Genomic DNA, 18,937 nt, shown 5'->3' on the forward strand with positions numbered 1-18,937 from the left:
CTATCCCTCAATGAGTTTCTCGGCGATTTGCACCGCATTGAGAGCGGCGCCCTTTTTAATCTGATCGCCGACAACCCAGAAGTTAAGGCCGTTTTCGCATGAGATATCTTCGCGTATGCGGCCGACAAAACAATCGTCCTTACCGGCAGCGATAAGCGGCATCGGGTATTGCTTGTTCGCAGGATCATCTATAACTTTAAGGCCCGGTGCGGCGGCAAAAAGCTCGCGCGCCTTATCCGGGGCGATTTTCTCCTCAGTCTCAACGGAAATCGCTTCCGAGTGAGCGCGCATAACGGGAACGCGCACGCAAGTCGGGCAGACCTTAATGTCTGCGTCGTGCAGCATCTTGCGGGTCTCGTTGACCATTTTCATTTCTTCTTTGGTGTAGCCGTTGTCCTCAAAGACATCGATGTGCGGGATCAGGTTAAAGAGCAACTGATGTGCGAAAAACTCCACCTGAATCGGATCGCCGGTGGCAAACGCCTTGGTCTGGCGCAACAGTTCATCCATGCCCTTTGCGCCGGCTCCGGATGCCGATTGGTATGACGAAACGACCACCCGTTTAATCCGGCTGTAATCGTAGAGCGGCTTCAGCGCAACCAGCATGATAATGGTCGTGCAATTCGGGTTAGCGATTATCCCGCTATGCTTCTTGATATCCTCTGGATTTACTTCGGGCACAACGAGCGGTACATCCTCAACCATGCGGAAAGCACTCGAGTTATCGACAACAATAGCGCCTGCTTCAACAGCGGCGGGAGCAAACTCTTTACTTATGGAACCGCCGGCGGAAAAGAGCGCGATATCGATACCATCAAACGAATCCTTGGTGAGTTCTTCAACCGCGTTCTCCTCGCCCATAAATGAGAACGTCTTCCCAACAGAGCGAGATGATGCGAGCAGCTTAAGATTCGCCACTGGAAAGTTGCGGCTCTCAAGCGTCTGGCGCATTTCCTCACCAACCGCACCGGTTGCTCCGACAACGGCAACGTTATAGAGCTTCACTGGTAACGGCCTCCTCGCTCAGCTGAAAGTGCTCGTGCAACGCACGAACGGCAGTCTCGATCTTGCTGCCTTCAACCACACACGAGATCCTAATCGGTGAGGTGCTGATCATTTGTATATTAATGCCGTTATCGGCCAATACATCAAACATCTCGGCCGCAACGCCTGGATGAGTTTTCATACCGGCGCCGACGATGGAGACCTTGGCGATATTCTTGTCGTTGCTATGGCCTTTTGCTCCGAGCACCTTAACGATATCATCGATAACGCTTTCAGCGCGCGGCAGATCATCCAAAGGTATGGTAAACGAAATATCGGTCAAGCCCTCGGAGCTTACATTTTGCACGATCATATCGATATTGAAATTGGCGGCCGCAAGCGGTTTAAATACTTTTGCTGCAATGCCGGGCTGATCCGACACACCAAATATCGTTACTTTCCCCTCGCTTGTATCGTGGGTTACTCCACTAATAATGGGCTTCTCCATAACCTCGCTCTCCTCCTTGACAACCGTTCCGGCACCGCCGGTGAAGCTGCTGCGCACGTTGATGATTACACCGTGGTTTCGGCCAAACTCAACCGAGCGCAGCTGCAAAACCTTCGCACCGGTCGCAGCCATCTCAAGCATTTCTTCATATGTGATCTCCGGGACGAGTGAGGCCTCCGGGACGATCCTGGGATCGGCGGTAAAAACTCCCTCGACATCGGTATATATCTCGCACTTCTCCGCGCCCAAACCGGCGGCTAGGGCAACGGCGGTGGTATCCGAGCCACCACGACCAAGTGTCGTGATGGTGTTATCGAGCGTCACACCCTGGAACCCGGCGACGATAACAATTTTGCCGTTCTCAAGTTCGCATTGAATGCGTTCGCTGCGCACATCTTCGATGCGCGCTTTGGTATGACAATCATCGGTTACAATACCCACTTGATACCCGGTAAATGATATTGCATCGTGACCAAGCTCATGTATCGCCATCGCCAGCAGGGCGACCGATATCTGCTCACCGGTCGAAAGCAACATATCCATCTCACGCTCAGGCGGTTTGGTCGAGATTTGACGCGCCAGTTCGACAAGCTCGTCTGTAGTATCGCCGAGCGCAGAAACGACGACAACAACCGATTTACCCTCGGTTTTTGTTGCCACGACACGCCGGGCAACATTTTTTATCTTCTCGACATCGGCTACCGAGCTACCGCCGAATTTCTGTACTACAACACCCAAAGCGCTTCCTCCAAAGACGTGTGACCATTTCATGTGAGCTTGTGAGTTAACTTATTGTACCAGCCAAAACAGTTCACTTCAACCGCACGACCACGGTATGTCTATGATAGTATAAAGATTCACGCGTTTCTGCAACCTACGCGGCTGAGATGTACTCTCAGGGGTGCCCCTATACTAGTCACCTAACTACCGCTTGGCGTATGGCCTTACCATAGGATTGCATCTCAATCCATATTATGTCTCGATTGTGGAACACCGCTTTACAACTAAGCAGTGTTATTAGTTTTCTTGATGATACTTCGCGGTATAATATATTTGCATAAATTCTTGAATAAAAAGCGCAGGGCGTTAATCCCGATTACGTGGCAAATAATATGGTAAAATTAAGACGTATTGTCATCATTGTTAGCACATTTATTTTCTTCCTCATTATGGGCGGGCTACTTACGACTGCGCACCAAAAAGACCCCGCTCGGCCACGCGCAACCCTCTACGATCACACAACGTATAAAAAGCCTATCGCCCTAACATTTGACGACGGTCCTGATGTTCGCTATACACCCCAAGTGCTGCGCATATTAAAAAAGGAACACGTACCGGCAACTTTTTTTGTAGTCGGTAATGAAGTCGACGCTCACCCGGATTTGGCACGACAGATAGTTGCGGACGGCAACCTTATTGAGAACCACACGTACACGCACCCTAACTTGCGCTATGATTCTCCGAAAGACATCCAGCGCGAGCTCAGTTTATGCGCCGAAGCAATTAAGCATGCAACCGGCATGCAGCCAATATATTTCAGGCCGCCGCGTGGGATTTTTGACAACCGCACGCTTGCGATAGCAGAGAAAGATAACTATGACGTTCTACTCTGGAGTATAGCTGTTGAACACAAAGCCTCACGCACACCGGCCGACGAAGCCAGGCGTATCTTACACTACACAACGCCTGGCAGCATTCTTCTTGCCCATGATGGCCGGCTCAACCGTGAGAAGACCGTAAAAGCCCTTCCCATGATTATTCATGGGCTCAAGGCTAGAGGCTATACATTTGTCGATGCTACATATTTCGACTACCATCCGCATGCACCGTTTAGGCCTGAGTTTCAGAGGATACATGACCCATAAAATGTGCGCTGCGCGAGATTTATGTGCGCACGTCTCTTTAAAAACAGTCCCGTAAACCGTATAATCATTGAATATGTCATATTGTCCAAAATGCGGAACTAAATACGAATCTGGATTCAAGTGCGCTAATTGCGGCACGTTGCTGAAGTATGGCGGTTCCCCTGAGCGCAAAGGTCCGTCGCTATGGCAGCGGATCATGCAATATAAGAGCTATATTGTACTTGTTGCGCTTGCAATCGTCATCGCAGCAACCCGCGCCACGTTCGCTGTTACCTCGATTTACTGGATTCTTATCATCGGTCTTGTCATCGCAGTTATAGTGTTATGGCTGCGCGGCAGAAACCGTGCGCGTCAATACAATCAGTACAACAGACCGCGCAGCGCGCCCCCGCAGGGGCGGTATCCAAACCAGGGTCCGCAGGCGGCGCCGCACAAGAAACACGCGAACGTTATCCCGTTTCGGAAAAAACGCGACGGTAAATCGAAAGCGAAACCGGATCGGTAAAGCTGAAAGGCAACACATACCGGTTAGCAAAAAATACCAATTACAGATTATGAACAACAAAACCCCTTTGAGAACTTCAAAGGGGTTTCTTTTGATCTTGAATTTTTGTTGCGTCAATTTAGCTAGCTCGTCTTTGCGTAATTTTCAAAGCGCGTGCAATGTTCGTTAAAGTAGAGATTGATAACACCGGTCGGGCCGTTACGGTGCTTAGCGACAATAACTTCAGCCGAAGCACGTTCCTCAGCCGCGCTAATATCATCGTAGTTGCCGTACATGTTGCGGTGAATAAACATAACGATGTCTGCATCTTGTTCAATGGCTCCAGACTCACGCAGGTCAGAGAGTTGCGGTTTCTTATCGCTTCTCTGCTCGACCGCACGCGAGAGCTGCGATAGCGCGATAACCGGTACCTCAAGCTCTTTTGCAAGGATTTTTAAACCTCGTGATATCTCGGCGATCTCTTGCTGCCTATTCTCAACACGGCGATACGATTGCATCAGCTGCAGGTAGTCAACGATGATAACGCCCGGCGAATGCCGTGCGAACAACCGGCGGGCTTTTGCGCGCACTTCAAGGATGCCGATACTCGGCGTGTCATCGATAAAGATCGGAGTTTCGGCGAGTTTGCCGACGGCGCGCGCGAGCTTTGCCCAATCGTCATCACCTAAGTGACCGGTACGCAAGCGATAGCTGTCGATACGCGCTTCGGCGCACATCAAACGCTGTGCAAGCTGCTGGCGGCTCATCTCCAAGCTGAACACCGCAACCGGGATGTTGGCAAGCGCCATATTTGTCGCCAAATTAAGTGCGAGTGCGGTCTTTCCCATCGCGGGGCGAGCCGCTAAAACAACCAGGTCCCCGGGGTGAAACCCGGTAAGGAGCTTATCCATGTCGTGGTAGCCGGTCGGTACACCGGTGATTTGCTCCTTCTTTTCGTAGAGGCTTTCAACCAGCTCAAAACCCTCTTTGAGCAAGTCTTTAATATGGATGAACTTCTCGCTCATGCGCTTGTGGGCGATCTGGAAGATGAGGCCCTCCGCCCGGTCGATTAAGCCTTCGACGTCCTCGGGCGCGTTGTAGCCCATCGACGCGATTTCAGTTGAAACGCTGATGAGCGAGCGAAGCGTGGCGTTGCGCTCGATAATCTTCGCGTAATACTTTGCGTTGGCGGCGCTCGGTACCGAGCCTACAAGAGTGTGGATATACGACCTGCCGCCGCACGTCTCGAGGTAGCCTCGTGCCGAGAGCGCCTCAGAGAGCGTAATCGGATCGGCGGGCTCCCCTTTGGCGTACAGATCTACAATCGTCTCGTAAATACGGCGATGCGCCTCGGTATAAAATGCCTCTGGCGCGAGCATCTCTAGAATCTCAGAAACCGCTTCCTGAGAGATCAGCATCGCGCCAAGCAACGACTGCTCCGCCTCTATATTATGCGGCGGAACTTTATCAAAGTTTACATACTGCTGCGATCCGTCAGCAGTCCTCATTTACTCCTCTTTGCTCTCGACTACGTTAACCTTTACCGTGGTCTCAACACCCGGATAAATCTTAATGGTTACCGGGTGCTCACCGAGCTCTTTAATATGTTCGCTTTCGATTTTCTTGCGATCGACTTCAACCTTAAGCTGGGCCAAAACCGCCTCGGCGATCTCTTTTGAGGTAACAGAACCGTAGAGTTTGCCTTCCTCGCCCGCACGGGCCGGAATGGTAACTTCTTTATCGCGAAGCAGGTTTGCAATCTCTTCTGCTTCCGTTCTCTCTTGTGCCTCGCGCCTGATAATTAGATGCTTCTTCTGATCCCAATCGCGCAGGGCGCCTTTGGTTGCCATCTCTGCCAGGCCTTTTGGCATAAGGAAGTTTCTGGCGTAACCGTCAGCAACGGCTACAACATCTCCCATTTTTCCAAGGCCAGCTACCGGCTCTTTAAGGATAACCTTCATCATTCTCCTCCAACAGATATTAATCTTGGGCTTTTTATCTTAGCACACAAAGCCCTCTTCGTCGATTTGCCGCTGTGCCAAACGCCTAAAAGCCCTGCTTCCCTAGCAGGGCTTTTGCAACGACTAGTGCAACGATTCTTATCTCATCGTGTACGGGATGAGCGCCATCTCACGAGCCCGCTTAATTGCGATTGAGAGATCACGCTGGTGCTGTGCACACGTACCGGTTACGCGGCGCGGCCTAATCTTGCCACGGTCGCTCATGAACCGGCGCAGCATTTGTGTGTCTTTGTAATCGATATAATCGATGTGGTCCTTGCAGAACGCACAATATTTCCGACGCGGCTTACGAACATAATCCGCCACTTAAATCAACTCCTTAAAATGGTACATCGTCGATGTCGACATCCCCCAGAGCTTGCAGGTCAGCATCGGCGCTTTGTTCCATCAAATCTTCAGGTCGTGCTCCACCCTTATCGAGGCCTTGTATTCTGTTTGCTACAACCTCGACAGCGGAACGCTTTTGGCCCTCAGGCGTTTCCCATGAACGGCTTTGCAAACGACCCTCAACAAGAATCTGATTGCCCTTGCGCAGGTATTCGTTAACGAATTCCGCCTGCTTGCTCCAGGCAACTACATTGAAAAAGCTCGCTTCTTCAACCCACTCGCCGTCGTTTCCTTTATACCGGCGGTTAACTGCAATTCCGATATTTGCAACCGCAGCGCCGCTGGGGGTAAATCTAAGTTCCGGGTCTCTGGTTAATCTTCCGATTAATAACACCTGATTTAAACTGGCCATTGTCTTCTCCTAGCTCTCGAGACGAACGATCATGTGCCGAATAACGCCATCGGTAATCTTCAGAACGCGATCGAGCTCGTCAATCGTTTGATTTTCACCTTGGAACGTCATGATTGTGTAGTAGCCTTCGTTGTTTTGACCGATTTGATAGGCGAGGCGTCGTCGCCCCCACTTGTTAATGTTTTCGAGCTTCCCACCGTTGTTGTTTACCAAATCGGAAAACCGGGTGATCAGTGCGTCGATCGCCTCAGCTTCCAAAGTGGGCTCGAGAATGATCATGCATTCGTAGTTCCTCACTTTTTCACCTCCCTCGGACTATTGGCTTCAGTTGAGCTGAAGCAGGAGTATAGGACCTAATGATTATACCAGGCAAAGTGGATGTCAACAAGATGCGATTGACGTAGTAATCGCATTTGTACCAATATCTTGTGCACTTCGCACAAAGCGAGCTGCCCCCATGGCACCAATCACCAGCACAGCCAACAACGCTATAGCATTCGGCAGCCAAGGTGAGCTGCATGTCTTCTCTAGCCATGCAAGAGCTGGCTTTTTCGCCGCTAAGCCTGACGTGTGTAGCGGGTTGCGTGCACTAAATGGGTTTGCCTGTATACCTATTGGAACTATATTGTGTTTCGCAATTACCTCCTTACTAAGACTAATGTCTAACTCCCCAGGCCGATGCCCCGGTCGTAATGTTGTGCTTTTTTCAGTGTCTATTTGTTGGTCATAGCGTGGCTCCACGGATGTAGCCTGGGCCTGACCGAGAACTGTATTATTCGGTGTACCTGTTACGGATATTTGAGCAACGCCATTTTTGCTTGCTGCTACTGCGGTGACCCGGGGCGTAACCCGGGCTTCATCAGACGGTATAATGTTAGTGGCCACGTTCGGCCTTACGGTGCTGGCTAGCTCCGCTGCTTTTGGATCTTCTACAATGATTTTGTCTTCGGCCTGGGCTGGAGCCTGTATACTTGTCCCTATTTGATTGATTGATGTGTTCTCGGTATTCTGCCCTAAAGTACCGATGCCAATCTGCTCGTTTAGCGACGCACCACGAGCATCAGATATATCTGCACGCGTATTTTGCATAGCTAATGATGGTAGTACCGGTTCGCCTGGTAGTATCTCACTACCTTCTTCCACAGCCGGAACTTCAGCTTTGATATCATTATTACTTGTGTGCATCGCTGAAAGGTCCGGTAGATAATTTGCTGGGTCCACATATAATTTGTTATCACGGGTTGCCGTATCGTACATACCGAAATGAAGGTGCGGTCCCTCCGTCGATGGATCTATCTCTGATGACAGTACTCCGATCAAATCTCCCGCCTTTATAACGGTTCCCTTTTCAACCAGAGCACCGACCGGTAGATATGTACTAGTGACACCATCGTGATGCTCTATTGTTAAGCAGGGTTCACCGCGCGGGGTTTTACCGATCCAGTTTATTACCCCATCCTGTGCTGCTACGATTTCCGCTCCAACGCTAGCTGTGATATCAATGCCCCTATGCGCACCCGGATCAAAATTTGCCACGATGTCGCCGGGAACAGGCCATGTAAAATCACTCTGTGCCAAGGCAAGCGGTATGGACAAAATAGAGCAGCAACAAACAATCAAAAATATCAGCAACAATTTTCGCATACTTACACCACCCTTAGTTGAATATGTGCTTTTATGCATCTGTGCTATTAATATACGCTAGCTTGGTCCACCCGTCAACTATTTTATTTAATCCCGATCAACTTTGACCTGAGCGCTTATTGCCCTAGTATTACCAGCTAAATCGGTTATATAAAGTTTCAGCATATAGATACCATCTGCAATTTTTTGACCCCGATTGTCCGTGCCATTCCAGGACACTAGCTGCTCTTCACCTTCACCGGTTCTTAGCCCATAAACCGGATTTGCCATATCGATGCGACCGCTCTTGACCGGATAAACTACCAAGCAAAACGACGATGGTTCATTTGATAGCACCGCAACTGCTACCTTGGGTTTATTTAGCGTAATGGTATTATTTTTGACCTTGTAGCAAGGCTTAGGCGGAATTGTGTCAACGGTAAACATCCAATGACATTGTGCGGTACTCCCCGCCCTATCACTTACGGCAACAGTTGCATAATGTAAACCCTCCTGCAGCTTAGTTAGCGGCGACCCGGTAAGAGTATTCGACATCAACGTATGTCGACAGGGATTATCATCGATCGAAATTGATAGTGTGCTTGAATCAATGCCGGAACCATCGAGCCCATCAGCCATATCAACATTTATTATAGGCAGCGCCGTATTGATAAAGGCTCCATCGAGTGGATAACGGATATTGATTCGGGGCGGTGCGATATCGGCGAGCACATCTGGTTCGGCTATACCATCAACGAGGAGCCTCTTCCAGAATGGCAAAATGCTAAATCCCGGATCAGTCATATTAACCTCATTGCACGCTGATGCTTTAACGCTTTCCCATAGCGCATGCTCATCTAAAATCCGCATATTAACAGAGTACAGGCCGTCCGGCGTGTCGGTTTCCTCAACCACAACTTGTTCATTGTTGCAAGCGCCATCTATTATGCCTTGCCAAAAATTCGAGTCTTGTGCTTCGACAGCTATGCTTTTTTCTTGCGCTGTATACTGGTCAAAACCGGATGCCCTCCTATCCTCCGACCCTAATGCTCTTGCCTGCGTAGCTGCTTGTTGTGATGTAGACAAAAGCTTCTCTTTATAGAATGGGGCTACTTGTTCACTGTAATCCGGTATCATCCCTCTTGGTGTTGGGTTATTAATCCATGCATAGACGGCCATCTCTGAGAGTGCGCGGTTGCTCTCTACTCCCTTTCGCTTCATGCTATCGAGAAATAGCGACCGCCTGACCGGGTCCCATGAACCAATACTTTTTCCATATGCAAATTGCATGATAGCCAGTTTTGTTGCCCAACTTTTGATCCTGTCACGGATGCATGATCTTGAAAGTGTTGTCGATAATGCTCGCTGCTTCAGTTCCTCATCAGATATAATCTTATGCTTCATGACGGCGCTGTCATGAAGCATAATCAGTCTGTAATTGAGTAGGGCTTGATATAGATTTTTGTCATCAAATGAGATCGATTTGTCATCCGCAGCATCAAGCGGACCTTGGGTCAAAAACGAATATGCTTCACAAAGAGATTCGCCTATAAAGTGTTTAATGGAACCTCCTGTGCCATCGGGGCATATCGGAAACAAATTTTTGTTATGTGCCACCCAATCCGCGGCAATATGACCGCCCCATCCCAGGGCTTGAGCTTGGGCAAATTCCGTGATGGCCCCATTATTATTAGCTACGGCTAGCATTAAATAGCCGAAGTTAGGCATATCGGCAAACGGTCGCTGCTCGTTTTCTATTCTTGGATCAGGAGAATGGAAATAGTCCGCCCAACTCTGATTTTTGTTGTTCTCATCTAAAACTGGTGGATAATCGCCTATGACTTGTACGCTCATATCAGGCCCCGTACCGCTTACTCCAAAAACAGGAGTGAACTCTACTCCTGATAGACGGTTGATATGGTAATGACTAATAGCATTCCAGGCTAGAGCGTTACTACCAGTGCCAACGATAAGAAAGGCTAGTAACAACACGACTATCTTCCGAACCACTTACTGCTCCTCTCTATAACCGATATCCGAAAGAGGTATCTTATTCCAACCTTGCATTTTGATATATTTAACCAAGCTTCCTGCATGCCGTGGCGGCTGAAACCAACCGAGGTAAGCAGAATAGCTGTCTTGAGGAACATAATCTAGAGGCAATATTGATGGTTTCTCTGCCCTGACCTTATAATCGAGCGCATAGCCCAGCGCCCTAGCGCCCTGGAATTTAGCGTAAATATAGCTATCACATAGATAACCATTTCTATAGTCAGCTAATTTGCGTGGTACCAATCGTGGGTTCAAGGGGAAACGCGGGCCCATTGAGTCTTGTGAGTACGGCTCTTCGAAACCAAACGCACCGTCTAAGCCGTAACCTCGTTGATCTATAACCGGGATATAAACCTTAAGCAAGCTTCCGTGCTTGGTTTTAATTAAACCCAACTCTGCATCGGGATAATCCATAGCCCGGTATTTCGCATAATCCCTCTTCAACCCTCTATAAATCCCCCAGATTGGTTTGCCATTGCTCGCTGGAAATGGCAGGTATACCGTGACATTACGCAATACTTCGCCTTTCGGGGGCGAGATCGCAAAGTTATAGGTAAAACTCACGTATTGCTTTCTGCCGCAGCCGCTAAGTGGAAAAAGAAGTAGCAGTACAATAAGCGCTAAGGTCAACCGTACCCATCGATGCATCGGTTGTTCTCCAAGTCGTGATCTATACATCTCCCTTGACCTCCACATCAGCGCTTCCCGTTAATGTTGGCATGCCGTTTTCTATCGCAGTAACAACAATCCTATAGCTGCCGTCCGGCGCAACGCGAATGCATCTATCGCCGAACTCAGCTGCAAGCTCCGGGTCAACCATCTCCGGAAAATCTTTAAGTCCACACCACGTCATGTGATGCTCACCTGCCGGCAAAGACGCCTCCTGGGCTAGCTGCCTAACCACCGTGCCTTGGTAATCCATAACATCAACGGTAACAGTAGCTGGATTCGCAAGCGTAAAGCTGATAGTTGCACTGCCATTTTTTAGATCATACGGGTTGAAGCGTGGTGCATTCACAGAAACACCCAAGTTTGAGCTTCGTTGCGGGGTTGAAAAGCAGCACATTTGCGATCTGCTAAGATTCAAAATAACCGAGCCATCCGCAATAGCTGGAGAAGGGTCTATCAGATACCAGTCAGAATATCGGCCACCGGCTTCATAGCGCCAGGCAAGCTCTCCGGTGTTCTGATCTAGCACATAGAGCCTGCCATCGGATGAATCAACGACAGCATCGGTAAACGGACGTGTTGAACCTATGAAAACATAGCCATTTGCAAGCGCTACCGATGCACCACGGTATTTGTTGCGCACATCAAATGTCCATTTAACTTCGCCAGTGCCTATATCATAAGCGGTTACCGTACCTGCATATAACGTATTGCGCCCTACTGATAACGATTCAGATGCTCCATTTACATCTGCAGTAGTCCTCGACCATTTTATCGCACCGGTATCGGCATCAAGGCAATACATGCCCAAGTTGCCTGCCGTAAAGACCGATGAGCCGGATACAACCGGCATAGAATGCCCTTTCCAGCTATTGAACGACCATTTTATGTGTCCGTCAGCTGCATCAAGTGCAAGCAGCTCACCGCCGCCGACAAACACCGAGTTATTGGTAAGCGTCGGCGCGGTAAGATATGTTGGGCGCGTGACGACCCAACGAACTTCGCCAGTCATCGCATCAAGGGAGTATACCTTGCTAGCCGATGTGCTGAGAACGAGCATATTGCCTAGAACTACTGGTGTTGCCGGCATACCGGCAACAGATGTGCGCCATAGTATGCTTCCATCTACAGCGTTAAGCGCATAAACCGATCCATCCGTCGTACCAACATACACATGTCTGTTTGCAAACACCGGCGTACCTGAAAACGGCAGGTTCTTAGCCGTCCAAACAGCCTTGCCGCTCGCAAGAGAGATTGCCTGAAGCTGGCATTCCGTTTTTATAAGGATACCCCACGCGTAGACGCTCCAGACTTCTCCAACATACACGATGCCATCAGCAATAACCGGTCGGGTTCTGCTCTCATCGTACGCGCATTCACCTGGATGCAGCCAGGCAAAATCAAGCGGTGGGGTGATTTTCGTTTCTGCGGAATTATTACCGGTGTGCCATGAATCGCACTGCGCCATCGGCCAGTTTGAACCGTACGCTGGTTGCACAACACTTATTGCGGTGATGATAACCAAAATATTTAACGCTTTAAGTAGCCTGCTGAAAATGAGCGACATATCGACACCCTAACAATAGCAGCACATTTACACTTTTGTGCTATTATACATAAGGCAAGCGGAGTCTGCAAGACCGAATATTTATTAAGCTAAAGAGGGTGCGTCAAGGATGTGCGCATAAAACAAAAAGCGGCCGAATCGGCCGCCCGTTAAAGTCTTTTATATATTTGCATTAATTACTTATGCGCTAAGGCTTTCACTGAATTCGCTGACTGTCTTTTCGAGGTCTTCCGACATATCCGAGAGGACCTTGATGTATTCGGTGATTTTTTGCTCGGATTGTATCTGCACATCGGTCAGCTCAGAAGCTCTATTTGCCGACTCGGTGTTCTTCTTTGAGGTAGCTGCGAGCTGATCAATCGTGTTGACCGCCTGGGTTGTCGATGCGGCCACTTCTTCTGTCGCCGCTCCGTTTTCCTCGCTGATCATTGCGATCTCATCGATGGTAGCGTGTACCAAGTTGCTGGCGTCCGCCATCTTGCCTGCGTTTTCCGAAACGGAGGAGATATGATCGACAATCTTGTTGATGGCCGATGTCATCTCTTCGATAGCGGCTCCGGCATTAACCGCAAGCTCGCTTCCCGATTCAACTTCGGAGGTTCCCTTCTCCATCGCGTCGACGGCAGCCAGGGTTTCATCCTGGATGCCTTTGATGAGCCCGGTAATCTCTTTCGTCGCTTTAGCAGACCTCTCGGCGAGCTTTCGCACCTCATCAGCGACAACGGCAAATCCCTTGCCGTGCTCGCCCGCCCGGGCCGCTTCGATAGCGGCGTTGAGTGCCAGCAGGTTTGTCTGATCTGCAATATCGGTGATAACTTCCACGATATCGCCGATCTGTTTACTCTTTTCACCGAGTATTTGGATCTTCTGAGCGGAGTCGAGAACCGTTTCTTTGATTCTCTGCATGCCGGATACGGTGTCGTCAACAGCGCCTTTACCTTTTACTGCGATTGATGAAGCCGAGTCAACGACCTCCGCAACCACGTTGGCGCTTTCGCTGACCATCTCAATCGACAACGTCAGGTCGTTGATGCCGTTGGCCGTCTCGGCGATACTTCCCGCCTGTATCTGCGCGCCGTCGGCAACTTGGCCGGTAATCTCGGCGATGCTGACAACGAGAGCGCCTAAGTCGTTCGCACCGCTGCACTGCATCGATGAACCGGAGACAACGTCTCCGACCATGCCCGAAATCTGCTCGGCAAGCTGGACGGTTTCATTATGCGCCGCCGCAAGCTCTTGGCTTGACGCTGAGAGGCGCTTCGCCGTCTCTGATGCGTGCAAAAGCGACGTTTTGAGTGGCTTTATCACGATGCGCTGAATGACAACAACAACGCCCGCTACAGCTAACCCCTCTATGATGAGGAGCAGCGTGATGATAAAGATAAGACTTCGTTGGATCGTGTCGATATGCGAGCCTGCTGCTTTTTGGGCGGTAGCCCCACTTGCTTCAAGCGGCTGCAGTGTCGCAAGACTAGCACTAAGTGCCGTATCGACCTGTTGCAATTGCGCTGCAGCAAATTCTTCGTTATTGAAATGCTTAAAGAGCGAATCTGCTTGCGTTAGATATGCCGACCAACTCTGCTCGGTAGCGGTGATAAGGCTGGGGTCAACGCCGCGTGTTTTCATCGCTGCTAGTAGAGCCGTAACCTTGTCAGTAATGCCGGAGGCTGCGTTAGCCTGCGCAGTATCTTGGTGTACTGTTGCCTGGTAAGCGCTTCCGCGATGTTCCTGCATTAATGCGCTTAGTGTTTGCGCATCATGCATCGTGACAGCGCTTTTTTGCATCGCGCTCTTCTCTGAAGCAACCGTGCTTAGACTCGAAATGGTGCAATAACACATGATAAGAAGCGGTATGATGATAACAGCTACCGCCCCGATGATAACGTTTAGTACTTTTGTCCTTCGCATCCAGCCCATTCGCTCTCTCCTCTGGTTGTACAGGGCAAGTCTATTTGCATAACAACAATTAAATGGTTTGTGACAGATACCACTATATTCAGTTTCGGCTTTGGAAGCGATAACTTAATAGTAAAATCGTTAATTTACACTATATTAACAAAAAAATAACGACGAATTACTTTCGTCGTTATTAAACCGCCTTTTGAATACCCGCATGGGTATACAATACCTATGTTTTCCGGCATGTTTAGCTTTGTTACTGATGCTACTTTGTTAAGTTTTTATCATCATTTTCAGAGTTGGTTTTGGGACCGCAGCGCTTAATAAAGCCCCGGAATCTACGATCGAAGTCGTAGCGCATGAGACGCATTTTGCGCCCGCATCCTACACACGTAAGCCCGATGTCCATTCCAAGCTTCGTTACTTCCCACTCATTAACTCCGCAGGGGTGAGGTTTTTTCAGTTTAACAATATCGCCGATGCAAATAGGCACCACGTCTACCATGAATATCACCATATCCATCATACAACGCCGCCGAGCTGTTGCAAGCATCAGCGGCAAAGTTGATACCGTTCTATATATGTATGAGCCCTCTTTTACTGACCGGCTTTTATGCCACAATCAGCGCAGAACTTGGCGTTGGGCAATGCACGGCATTTTAAACACCCTTATCTACCTTGTAATTTATCGCCCGGTATGGGATAATCCTACGTTATTATACGAGTTTTTACGCAGCCGCAACCTACGCCCCAGGCAACACCGCTGCTGCGCTTCCCTCTATGGAAAACAAGGAGGCACCATGAAAAGCAGAGCAATACTAACGGTCCTCGGGCAGGATCGCGTCGGCATTGTCGCCGGTGTGAGCCGCGTCTTGGCCGAAAACGGTGTAAATATCGAGGATATTAGCCAGACAATCATGCAAGATTTCTTCACGATGATAATGTTGGTAACCGTCGATGAGGAAGAAAACTCGTTTATGGGTTTGCAAAATAAGCTCGACGAGATCGCGGTGCAACTCGGTGTAAAAATCACCGTACAAAAAGAAGACATCTTCCGCTATATGCACAGGCTTTAGGGGGTTAGCACGTGTTAATTAACCCAAACGAGATACGGGAAACCATAGAGATGATTCAGGAGCAGCGGCTCGATATCCGCACGGTAACCATGGGGATATCCTTGCGCGATTGTTCCGATAAAGACGGCAAAAGACTTGCGGATAATATCTACAACAAAGTAGTGACATCGGCGGGGCGCCTGGTTGCCGCAGCCCAGGAGCTGCAGGCCAGGTACGGCATCCCTATCGTCAACAAGCGAGTCGCCGTTTCCCCCATCGCGGCGATTGCCGAGTCGAGCAATCTAAGTAATTATACCCTGGTAGCGAAAGCGCTCGACCGGGCGGCGCAAGAAATTGGCATCGATTTTATCGGCGGCTTCTCCGCCCTGGTGCAAAAAGGCGCCACGCCGGGCGATATGCGCCTCATCGATTCCATTCCCGAAGCGCTCTCAACAACCGCGAAGGTCTGCTCGTCGATTAATGTGGCGTCGAGCAAAGCCGGCATAAATATGGATGCGGTTCTAAAGATGGCTCGCATCATTAAAGAAACCGCCGAACGCACAGCCGAGCGTGACGGTATCGGGTGCGCTAAGCTCGTTGTTTTTGCCAATATCCCAGAGGACAACCCCTTTATGGCCGGAGCATACCACGGCTTTGGCGAGCCGGATACCGTAATCAACGTGGGGATATCCGGCCCCGGGGTCGTTCGGGCTGCGCTTGAGGGGTATCCAGATGCCGACTTCACCAAGGTTGCCGAGATTATTAAGAAGACCGCTTTTAAGATTACGCGCATGGGCGAGCTCATCGGTCGTGAGTCCGCTGCTATGCTTGGTGTAACGCCGGGTATCATCGATCTCTCGCTGGCGCCGACCCCCACGCCGGGCGATTCGGTCGCACAGATTATCGAAGCGATGGGTATTGAGCGCTGTGGCGCGCCCGGAACAACTGCGGCGCTTGCACTGCTTAACGACGCCGTTAAAAAAGGAGGCGCGATGGCCACCAGCTCAACCGGCGGACTCTCAGGAGCGTTTATCCCGGTCAGCGAAGATTTAGGGATGATCGAGGCGGCGAAATTGGGAGCGCTCACTATAGAGAAACTCGAGGCTATGACGGCCGTATGCTCGGTCGGCCTCGATATGATCGTAATTCCCGGCGATACCACCGCGGAAACGATTGCCGGCATCATTGCCGATCAGATGGCAATCGCGGTCATCAATAAGAAAGCTGCCGGTGTTCGCCTGATTCCGGCCCCCGGCAAAGGCAAGGGTGACGAGGTTGAATTTGGTGATCTTCTGGGGTTTGCGCCGGTCATGGGGGTCAACACCTACTCATGCGCGCACTTCGTACAGCGGGGCGGCCGAATCCCGGCGCCGCTAACGAGTCTCAATAACTAGCAGCGAGAGGTTAAACCTTGGCACAACATAAGGCTGCGGTGTAATCCAGCCACAGCCTTATGTAATAATATCGCAGGCTATTACGAAGCGATCTCCTCGGCTTGCTCTCGCATTTCTTCAGCGTCTCGGCGCATCATTTTACGCGCACCCGACATCGTACTCAATGCCTGGTTACTGATCCTGCTTCTGGTTTCATAGCCGCTTGATGGAGCGATCAGAAGTCCCGTTAACAATCCTGCTGCAAAGCCTGACACCGCAATCAGGGCATACAATGTATAATTTCTGTTCTGCGCTTCTCTGTAAAGCTGTGAAGCCCGGTTTGCTATGTCTTCACCGGCTGATTTAACGCGCTCGGAACTCATCGCATCGCTTATTAAACTTAAGGGTGATGCCATTTTGACGTCTCCTTTCTCTTTTATATCCATATATTCTCATTCCCCACGAATGTACTGGATAAACTGTCCTCATCGGGATAGTTTTATGCAGATGTGGGCTACCAAACCATCAGAGCAATAAAAAGCCCGTCAACCGGTTTAAAAGTCGACGGGCTTCTCTCCAAACTCTCCTGCAAGCAGGCAGATGATTTGTTAGTTAACGTTTTGTCGCCATTCTGTTAAGACAGCGCTTTTGCCTGTTTTTATTGCGGTACTTTGGCCATCAAGTATTCATGAATGGCGTCAGCGGCTTTGCGGCCCGCACCGGCGGCTAAAATTACGGTTGCCGCTCCGGTGACAATGTCGCCACCGGCAAACACGCCGGGTTTGCTGGTTGCGCCGTTCTCGCCGGCCACGATATAGCCGCGCTTGTTAAGCTCAAGACCGGGTGTCGACGCTGGAATAATCGGGTTTGACCCGGTACCGATCGACATGATGACAGTATCCACATCGAGCACGAACTCCGACCCCGGAACTTCGACCGGGCGGCGCCTCCCCGAAGCATCCGGCTCGCCGAGCTCCATCTGGATGCACTTCATGCCTTTAACCCAACCCTCGGCGCCCAGAATCTCAACCGGGTTATTGAGCAGCAAGAATTCCACGCCTTCTTCGATCGCGTGGTGGACTTCTTCTTTACGCGCCGGAAGTTCTTCCATCGAACGGCGATATACCAGGTAGACCTTCTTGGCGCCGAGGCGAAGCGCGGTACGCGCCGAATCCATCGCCACGTTTCCGCCGCCGACAACCGCGACATAATCGCCCTTTTTAATCGGCGTATCGTACTCCGGGAAGAGATACGCTTTCATTAGATTTGTCCTGGTTAGAAACTCGTTTGCCGAGTATACGCCATTTAAATTCTCGCCGGGGATATTCATAAACATCGGTAACCCCGCACCACTGCCGATAAAGACCGCGTCATAACCGGCGCCTAAGAGCTCATCAACAGTGTAGAGCTTGCCGACGACCGAGTTAACCTCGATCTCGACACCGAGCTTCTTAATGCCGTCGACCTCGTGCTGCACGATGGCCTTGGGAAGCCTGAATTCCGGGATGCCGTAGATCAAAACGCCGCCCGCTTTATGCAGCGCTTCAAAGATTTTTACTTTGTGACCCTTTTTGGCCAAATCGGATGCAACCGTCAAACCGGCCGGGCCGCTGCCGATAACCGCAACCTTATAACCGGTCGGCTCTACGTGAGGTGTTTCACCGTTGCCCGCGCCCACGGTGCGTTCCCAGTCCGCTACGTAGCGCTCGAGGCGCCCGATGGCAACCGGCTCGTTTTTCTTGCCGAGCGTACAGAACTTCTCGCACTGGCTCTCTTGCGGGCACACGCGTCCGCAGATCGCCGGAACGCTCGATTTTTCTTTAATTTTCTTGATTGCCCCGGCAAAGTCTCCCTCTTTTACCTTGGCTATAAATTCAGGGATAGGAATTTCAACCGGGCAGCCCTCGACACACGGCCGGTTTTTACACTCCATGCAGCGTGCTGCCTCACGAAATGCGTCCTCCTCAGAGTAGCCGACCGTAACCTCTTTAAAGTTTCTCCCGCGCTCAACCGGATTTTGCTCGGGCATAGGCGTGCGGGTTTTTCGCATCTCTTTTAACTCTTCTTTTGAGTATTCTTTCTTCTCTGCCATATCTCT

19 protein-coding genes are annotated in these 18,937 nt (G+C 50.3%); 4 read left to right on the forward strand and 15 right to left on the reverse strand.

All coding sequences use genetic code 11. The features are described 5' to 3' along the window. Together VGK02_09160 and VGK02_09165 are read right to left on the reverse strand one after the other, a co-directional pair. Positions 1-1,005 (reverse strand): aspartate-semialdehyde dehydrogenase, encoded by a 1,005-nt coding sequence (locus tag VGK02_09160; protein ID HEY3375216.1) that lies wholly within the window; start codon positions 1,003-1,005, stop codon positions 1-3. Continuing rightward, the gene (locus tag VGK02_09165) at positions 992-2,230 is read right to left on the reverse strand and encodes an aspartate kinase (GenBank protein HEY3375217.1); all 1,239 of its coding nucleotides are present in this window, start codon (positions 2,228-2,230) and stop codon (positions 992-994) included. Before VGK02_09165 ends, VGK02_09160 begins: the two co-directional genes overlap by 14 nt. Positions 2,231-2,604: 374 nt before the next feature. Between VGK02_09165 and VGK02_09170 the strand changes: the two genes are divergently transcribed. Both VGK02_09170 and VGK02_09175 read left to right on the forward strand, forming a co-directional pair. Next, positions 2,605-3,357, forward strand: coding sequence for a polysaccharide deacetylase family protein (locus tag VGK02_09170; GenBank protein HEY3375218.1), 753 nt, complete (start codon positions 2,605-2,607; stop codon positions 3,355-3,357). Positions 3,358-3,553: 196 nt separating this feature from the next. After that, on the forward strand, positions 3,554-3,862 hold the full coding sequence (locus VGK02_09175) for a hypothetical protein (GenBank protein HEY3375219.1): 309 nt from the start codon (positions 3,554-3,556) through the stop codon (positions 3,860-3,862). Between the two features lie 122 nt (positions 3,863-3,984). On the opposite strand, the gene dnaB is transcribed toward VGK02_09175, so the two are convergent. The 11 genes from dnaB to VGK02_09230 form a co-directional block, all read right to left on the reverse strand. Further along, on the reverse strand, positions 3,985-5,349 hold the full coding sequence (dnaB, locus tag VGK02_09180) for a replicative DNA helicase (protein HEY3375220.1): 1,365 nt from the start codon (positions 5,347-5,349) through the stop codon (positions 3,985-3,987). Continuing rightward, positions 5,350-5,805 carry a 50S ribosomal protein L9 gene (gene rplI, locus VGK02_09185; protein HEY3375221.1) on the reverse strand — a complete coding sequence of 152 codons (456 nt, stop codon included), beginning with the start codon at positions 5,803-5,805 and terminating at the stop codon, positions 5,350-5,352. Positions 5,806-5,940: 135 nt separating this feature from the next. After that, entirely contained in the window at positions 5,941-6,168 is a 228-nt protein-coding gene (gene rpsR / locus VGK02_09190; protein ID HEY3375222.1) for a 30S ribosomal protein S18, read from the reverse strand. 13 nt (positions 6,169-6,181) lie between these two features. Beyond that, positions 6,182-6,601, reverse strand: coding sequence for a single-stranded DNA-binding protein (locus tag VGK02_09195; GenBank protein ID HEY3375223.1), 420 nt, complete (start codon positions 6,599-6,601; stop codon positions 6,182-6,184). A 9-nt stretch (positions 6,602-6,610) separates the two neighbouring features. Beyond that, entirely contained in the window at positions 6,611-6,898 is a 288-nt protein-coding gene (gene rpsF, locus VGK02_09200; GenBank protein HEY3375224.1) for a 30S ribosomal protein S6, read from the reverse strand. A gap of 84 nt (positions 6,899-6,982) precedes the next feature. After that, positions 6,983-8,245, reverse strand: coding sequence for a M23 family metallopeptidase (locus VGK02_09205; GenBank protein ID HEY3375225.1), 1,263 nt, complete (start codon positions 8,243-8,245; stop codon positions 6,983-6,985). Between the two features lie 87 nt (positions 8,246-8,332). Further along, entirely contained in the window at positions 8,333-10,234 is a 1,902-nt protein-coding gene (locus tag VGK02_09210; GenBank protein HEY3375226.1) for a hypothetical protein, read from the reverse strand. Next, positions 10,235-10,954: a hypothetical protein gene (locus tag VGK02_09215; GenBank protein HEY3375227.1), complete on the reverse strand. Its 720-nt coding sequence runs from the start codon at positions 10,952-10,954 to the stop codon at positions 10,235-10,237. Next, positions 10,947-12,512 carry a PQQ-binding-like beta-propeller repeat protein gene (locus VGK02_09220; protein HEY3375228.1) on the reverse strand — a complete coding sequence of 522 codons (1,566 nt, stop codon included), beginning with the start codon at positions 12,510-12,512 and terminating at the stop codon, positions 10,947-10,949. Before VGK02_09220 ends, VGK02_09215 begins: the two co-directional genes overlap by 8 nt. 180 nt (positions 12,513-12,692) lie before the next feature. Next, complete coding sequence (locus VGK02_09225) at positions 12,693-14,429, reverse strand: methyl-accepting chemotaxis protein (GenBank protein HEY3375229.1); 1,737 nt, start codon at positions 14,427-14,429, stop codon at positions 12,693-12,695. A gap of 247 nt (positions 14,430-14,676) precedes the next feature. Next, positions 14,677-14,937, reverse strand: coding sequence for a DUF951 domain-containing protein (locus tag VGK02_09230; GenBank protein ID HEY3375230.1), 261 nt, complete (start codon positions 14,935-14,937; stop codon positions 14,677-14,679). Positions 14,938-15,211: 274 nt separating this feature from the next. Here VGK02_09230 and VGK02_09235 point away from each other — a divergent pair, with 274 nt between their 5' ends. Together VGK02_09235 and VGK02_09240 are read left to right on the forward strand one after the other, a co-directional pair. Continuing rightward, positions 15,212-15,487: an ACT domain-containing protein gene (locus VGK02_09235; GenBank protein HEY3375231.1), complete on the forward strand. Its 276-nt coding sequence runs from the start codon at positions 15,212-15,214 to the stop codon at positions 15,485-15,487. A gap of 11 nt (positions 15,488-15,498) precedes the next feature. Continuing rightward, positions 15,499-16,860, forward strand: a complete 1,362-nt coding sequence (locus VGK02_09240) for a PFL family protein (protein ID HEY3375232.1) — start codon at positions 15,499-15,501, stop codon at positions 16,858-16,860. An 80-nt stretch (positions 16,861-16,940) separates the two neighbouring features. Here the strand turns inward: VGK02_09240 and VGK02_09245 are convergent, their stop codons facing one another. After that, on the reverse strand, positions 16,941-17,255 hold the full coding sequence (locus VGK02_09245; protein ID HEY3375233.1) for a YtxH domain-containing protein: 315 nt from the start codon (positions 17,253-17,255) through the stop codon (positions 16,941-16,943). Between the two features lie 242 nt (positions 17,256-17,497). Further along, entirely contained in the window at positions 17,498-18,931 is a 1,434-nt protein-coding gene (gene gltA, locus VGK02_09250; GenBank protein HEY3375234.1) for an NADPH-dependent glutamate synthase, read from the reverse strand. Positions 18,932-18,937: the final 6 nt, after the last annotated feature.

The organism is Candidatus Aquicultor sp. (genome assembly GCA_036504445.1).
In the GTDB taxonomy this organism is placed as follows: Bacteria; Actinomycetota; Aquicultoria; order Aquicultorales; family Aquicultoraceae; genus DASXVE01.

Excerpts from the sequence above, each read along its gene's own strand:
- VGK02_09170 (HEY3375218.1), top strand. The coding sequence starts at position 2,605 with ATGGTAAAATTAAGACGTATTGTCATCATTGTTAGCACATTTATTTTC.
- VGK02_09175 (HEY3375219.1), top strand. The coding sequence starts at position 3,554 with ATGCAATATAAGAGCTATATTGTACTTGTTGCGCTTGCAATCGTCATC.
- dnaB (HEY3375220.1), bottom strand. The coding sequence starts at position 5,349 with ATGAGGACTGCTGACGGATCGCAGCAGTATGTAAACTTTGATAAAGTT.
- rplI (HEY3375221.1), bottom strand. The coding sequence starts at position 5,805 with ATGATGAAGGTTATCCTTAAAGAGCCGGTAGCTGGCCTTGGAAAAATG.
- VGK02_09195 (HEY3375223.1), bottom strand. The coding sequence starts at position 6,601 with ATGGCCAGTTTAAATCAGGTGTTATTAATCGGAAGATTAACCAGAGAC.
- VGK02_09205 (HEY3375225.1), bottom strand. The coding sequence starts at position 8,245 with ATGCGAAAATTGTTGCTGATATTTTTGATTGTTTGTTGCTGCTCTATT.
- VGK02_09215 (HEY3375227.1), bottom strand. The coding sequence starts at position 10,954 with ATGTATAGATCACGACTTGGAGAACAACCGATGCATCGATGGGTACGG.
- VGK02_09220 (HEY3375228.1), bottom strand. The coding sequence starts at position 12,512 with ATGTCGCTCATTTTCAGCAGGCTACTTAAAGCGTTAAATATTTTGGTT.
- VGK02_09225 (HEY3375229.1), bottom strand. The coding sequence starts at position 14,429 with ATGGGCTGGATGCGAAGGACAAAAGTACTAAACGTTATCATCGGGGCG.
- VGK02_09230 (HEY3375230.1), bottom strand. The coding sequence starts at position 14,937 with ATGATGGATATGGTGATATTCATGGTAGACGTGGTGCCTATTTGCATC.
- VGK02_09235 (HEY3375231.1), top strand. The coding sequence starts at position 15,212 with ATGAAAAGCAGAGCAATACTAACGGTCCTCGGGCAGGATCGCGTCGGC.
- VGK02_09245 (HEY3375233.1), bottom strand. The coding sequence starts at position 17,255 with ATGGCATCACCCTTAAGTTTAATAAGCGATGCGATGAGTTCCGAGCGC.
- gltA (HEY3375234.1), bottom strand. The coding sequence starts at position 18,931 with ATGGCAGAGAAGAAAGAATACTCAAAAGAAGAGTTAAAAGAGATGCGA.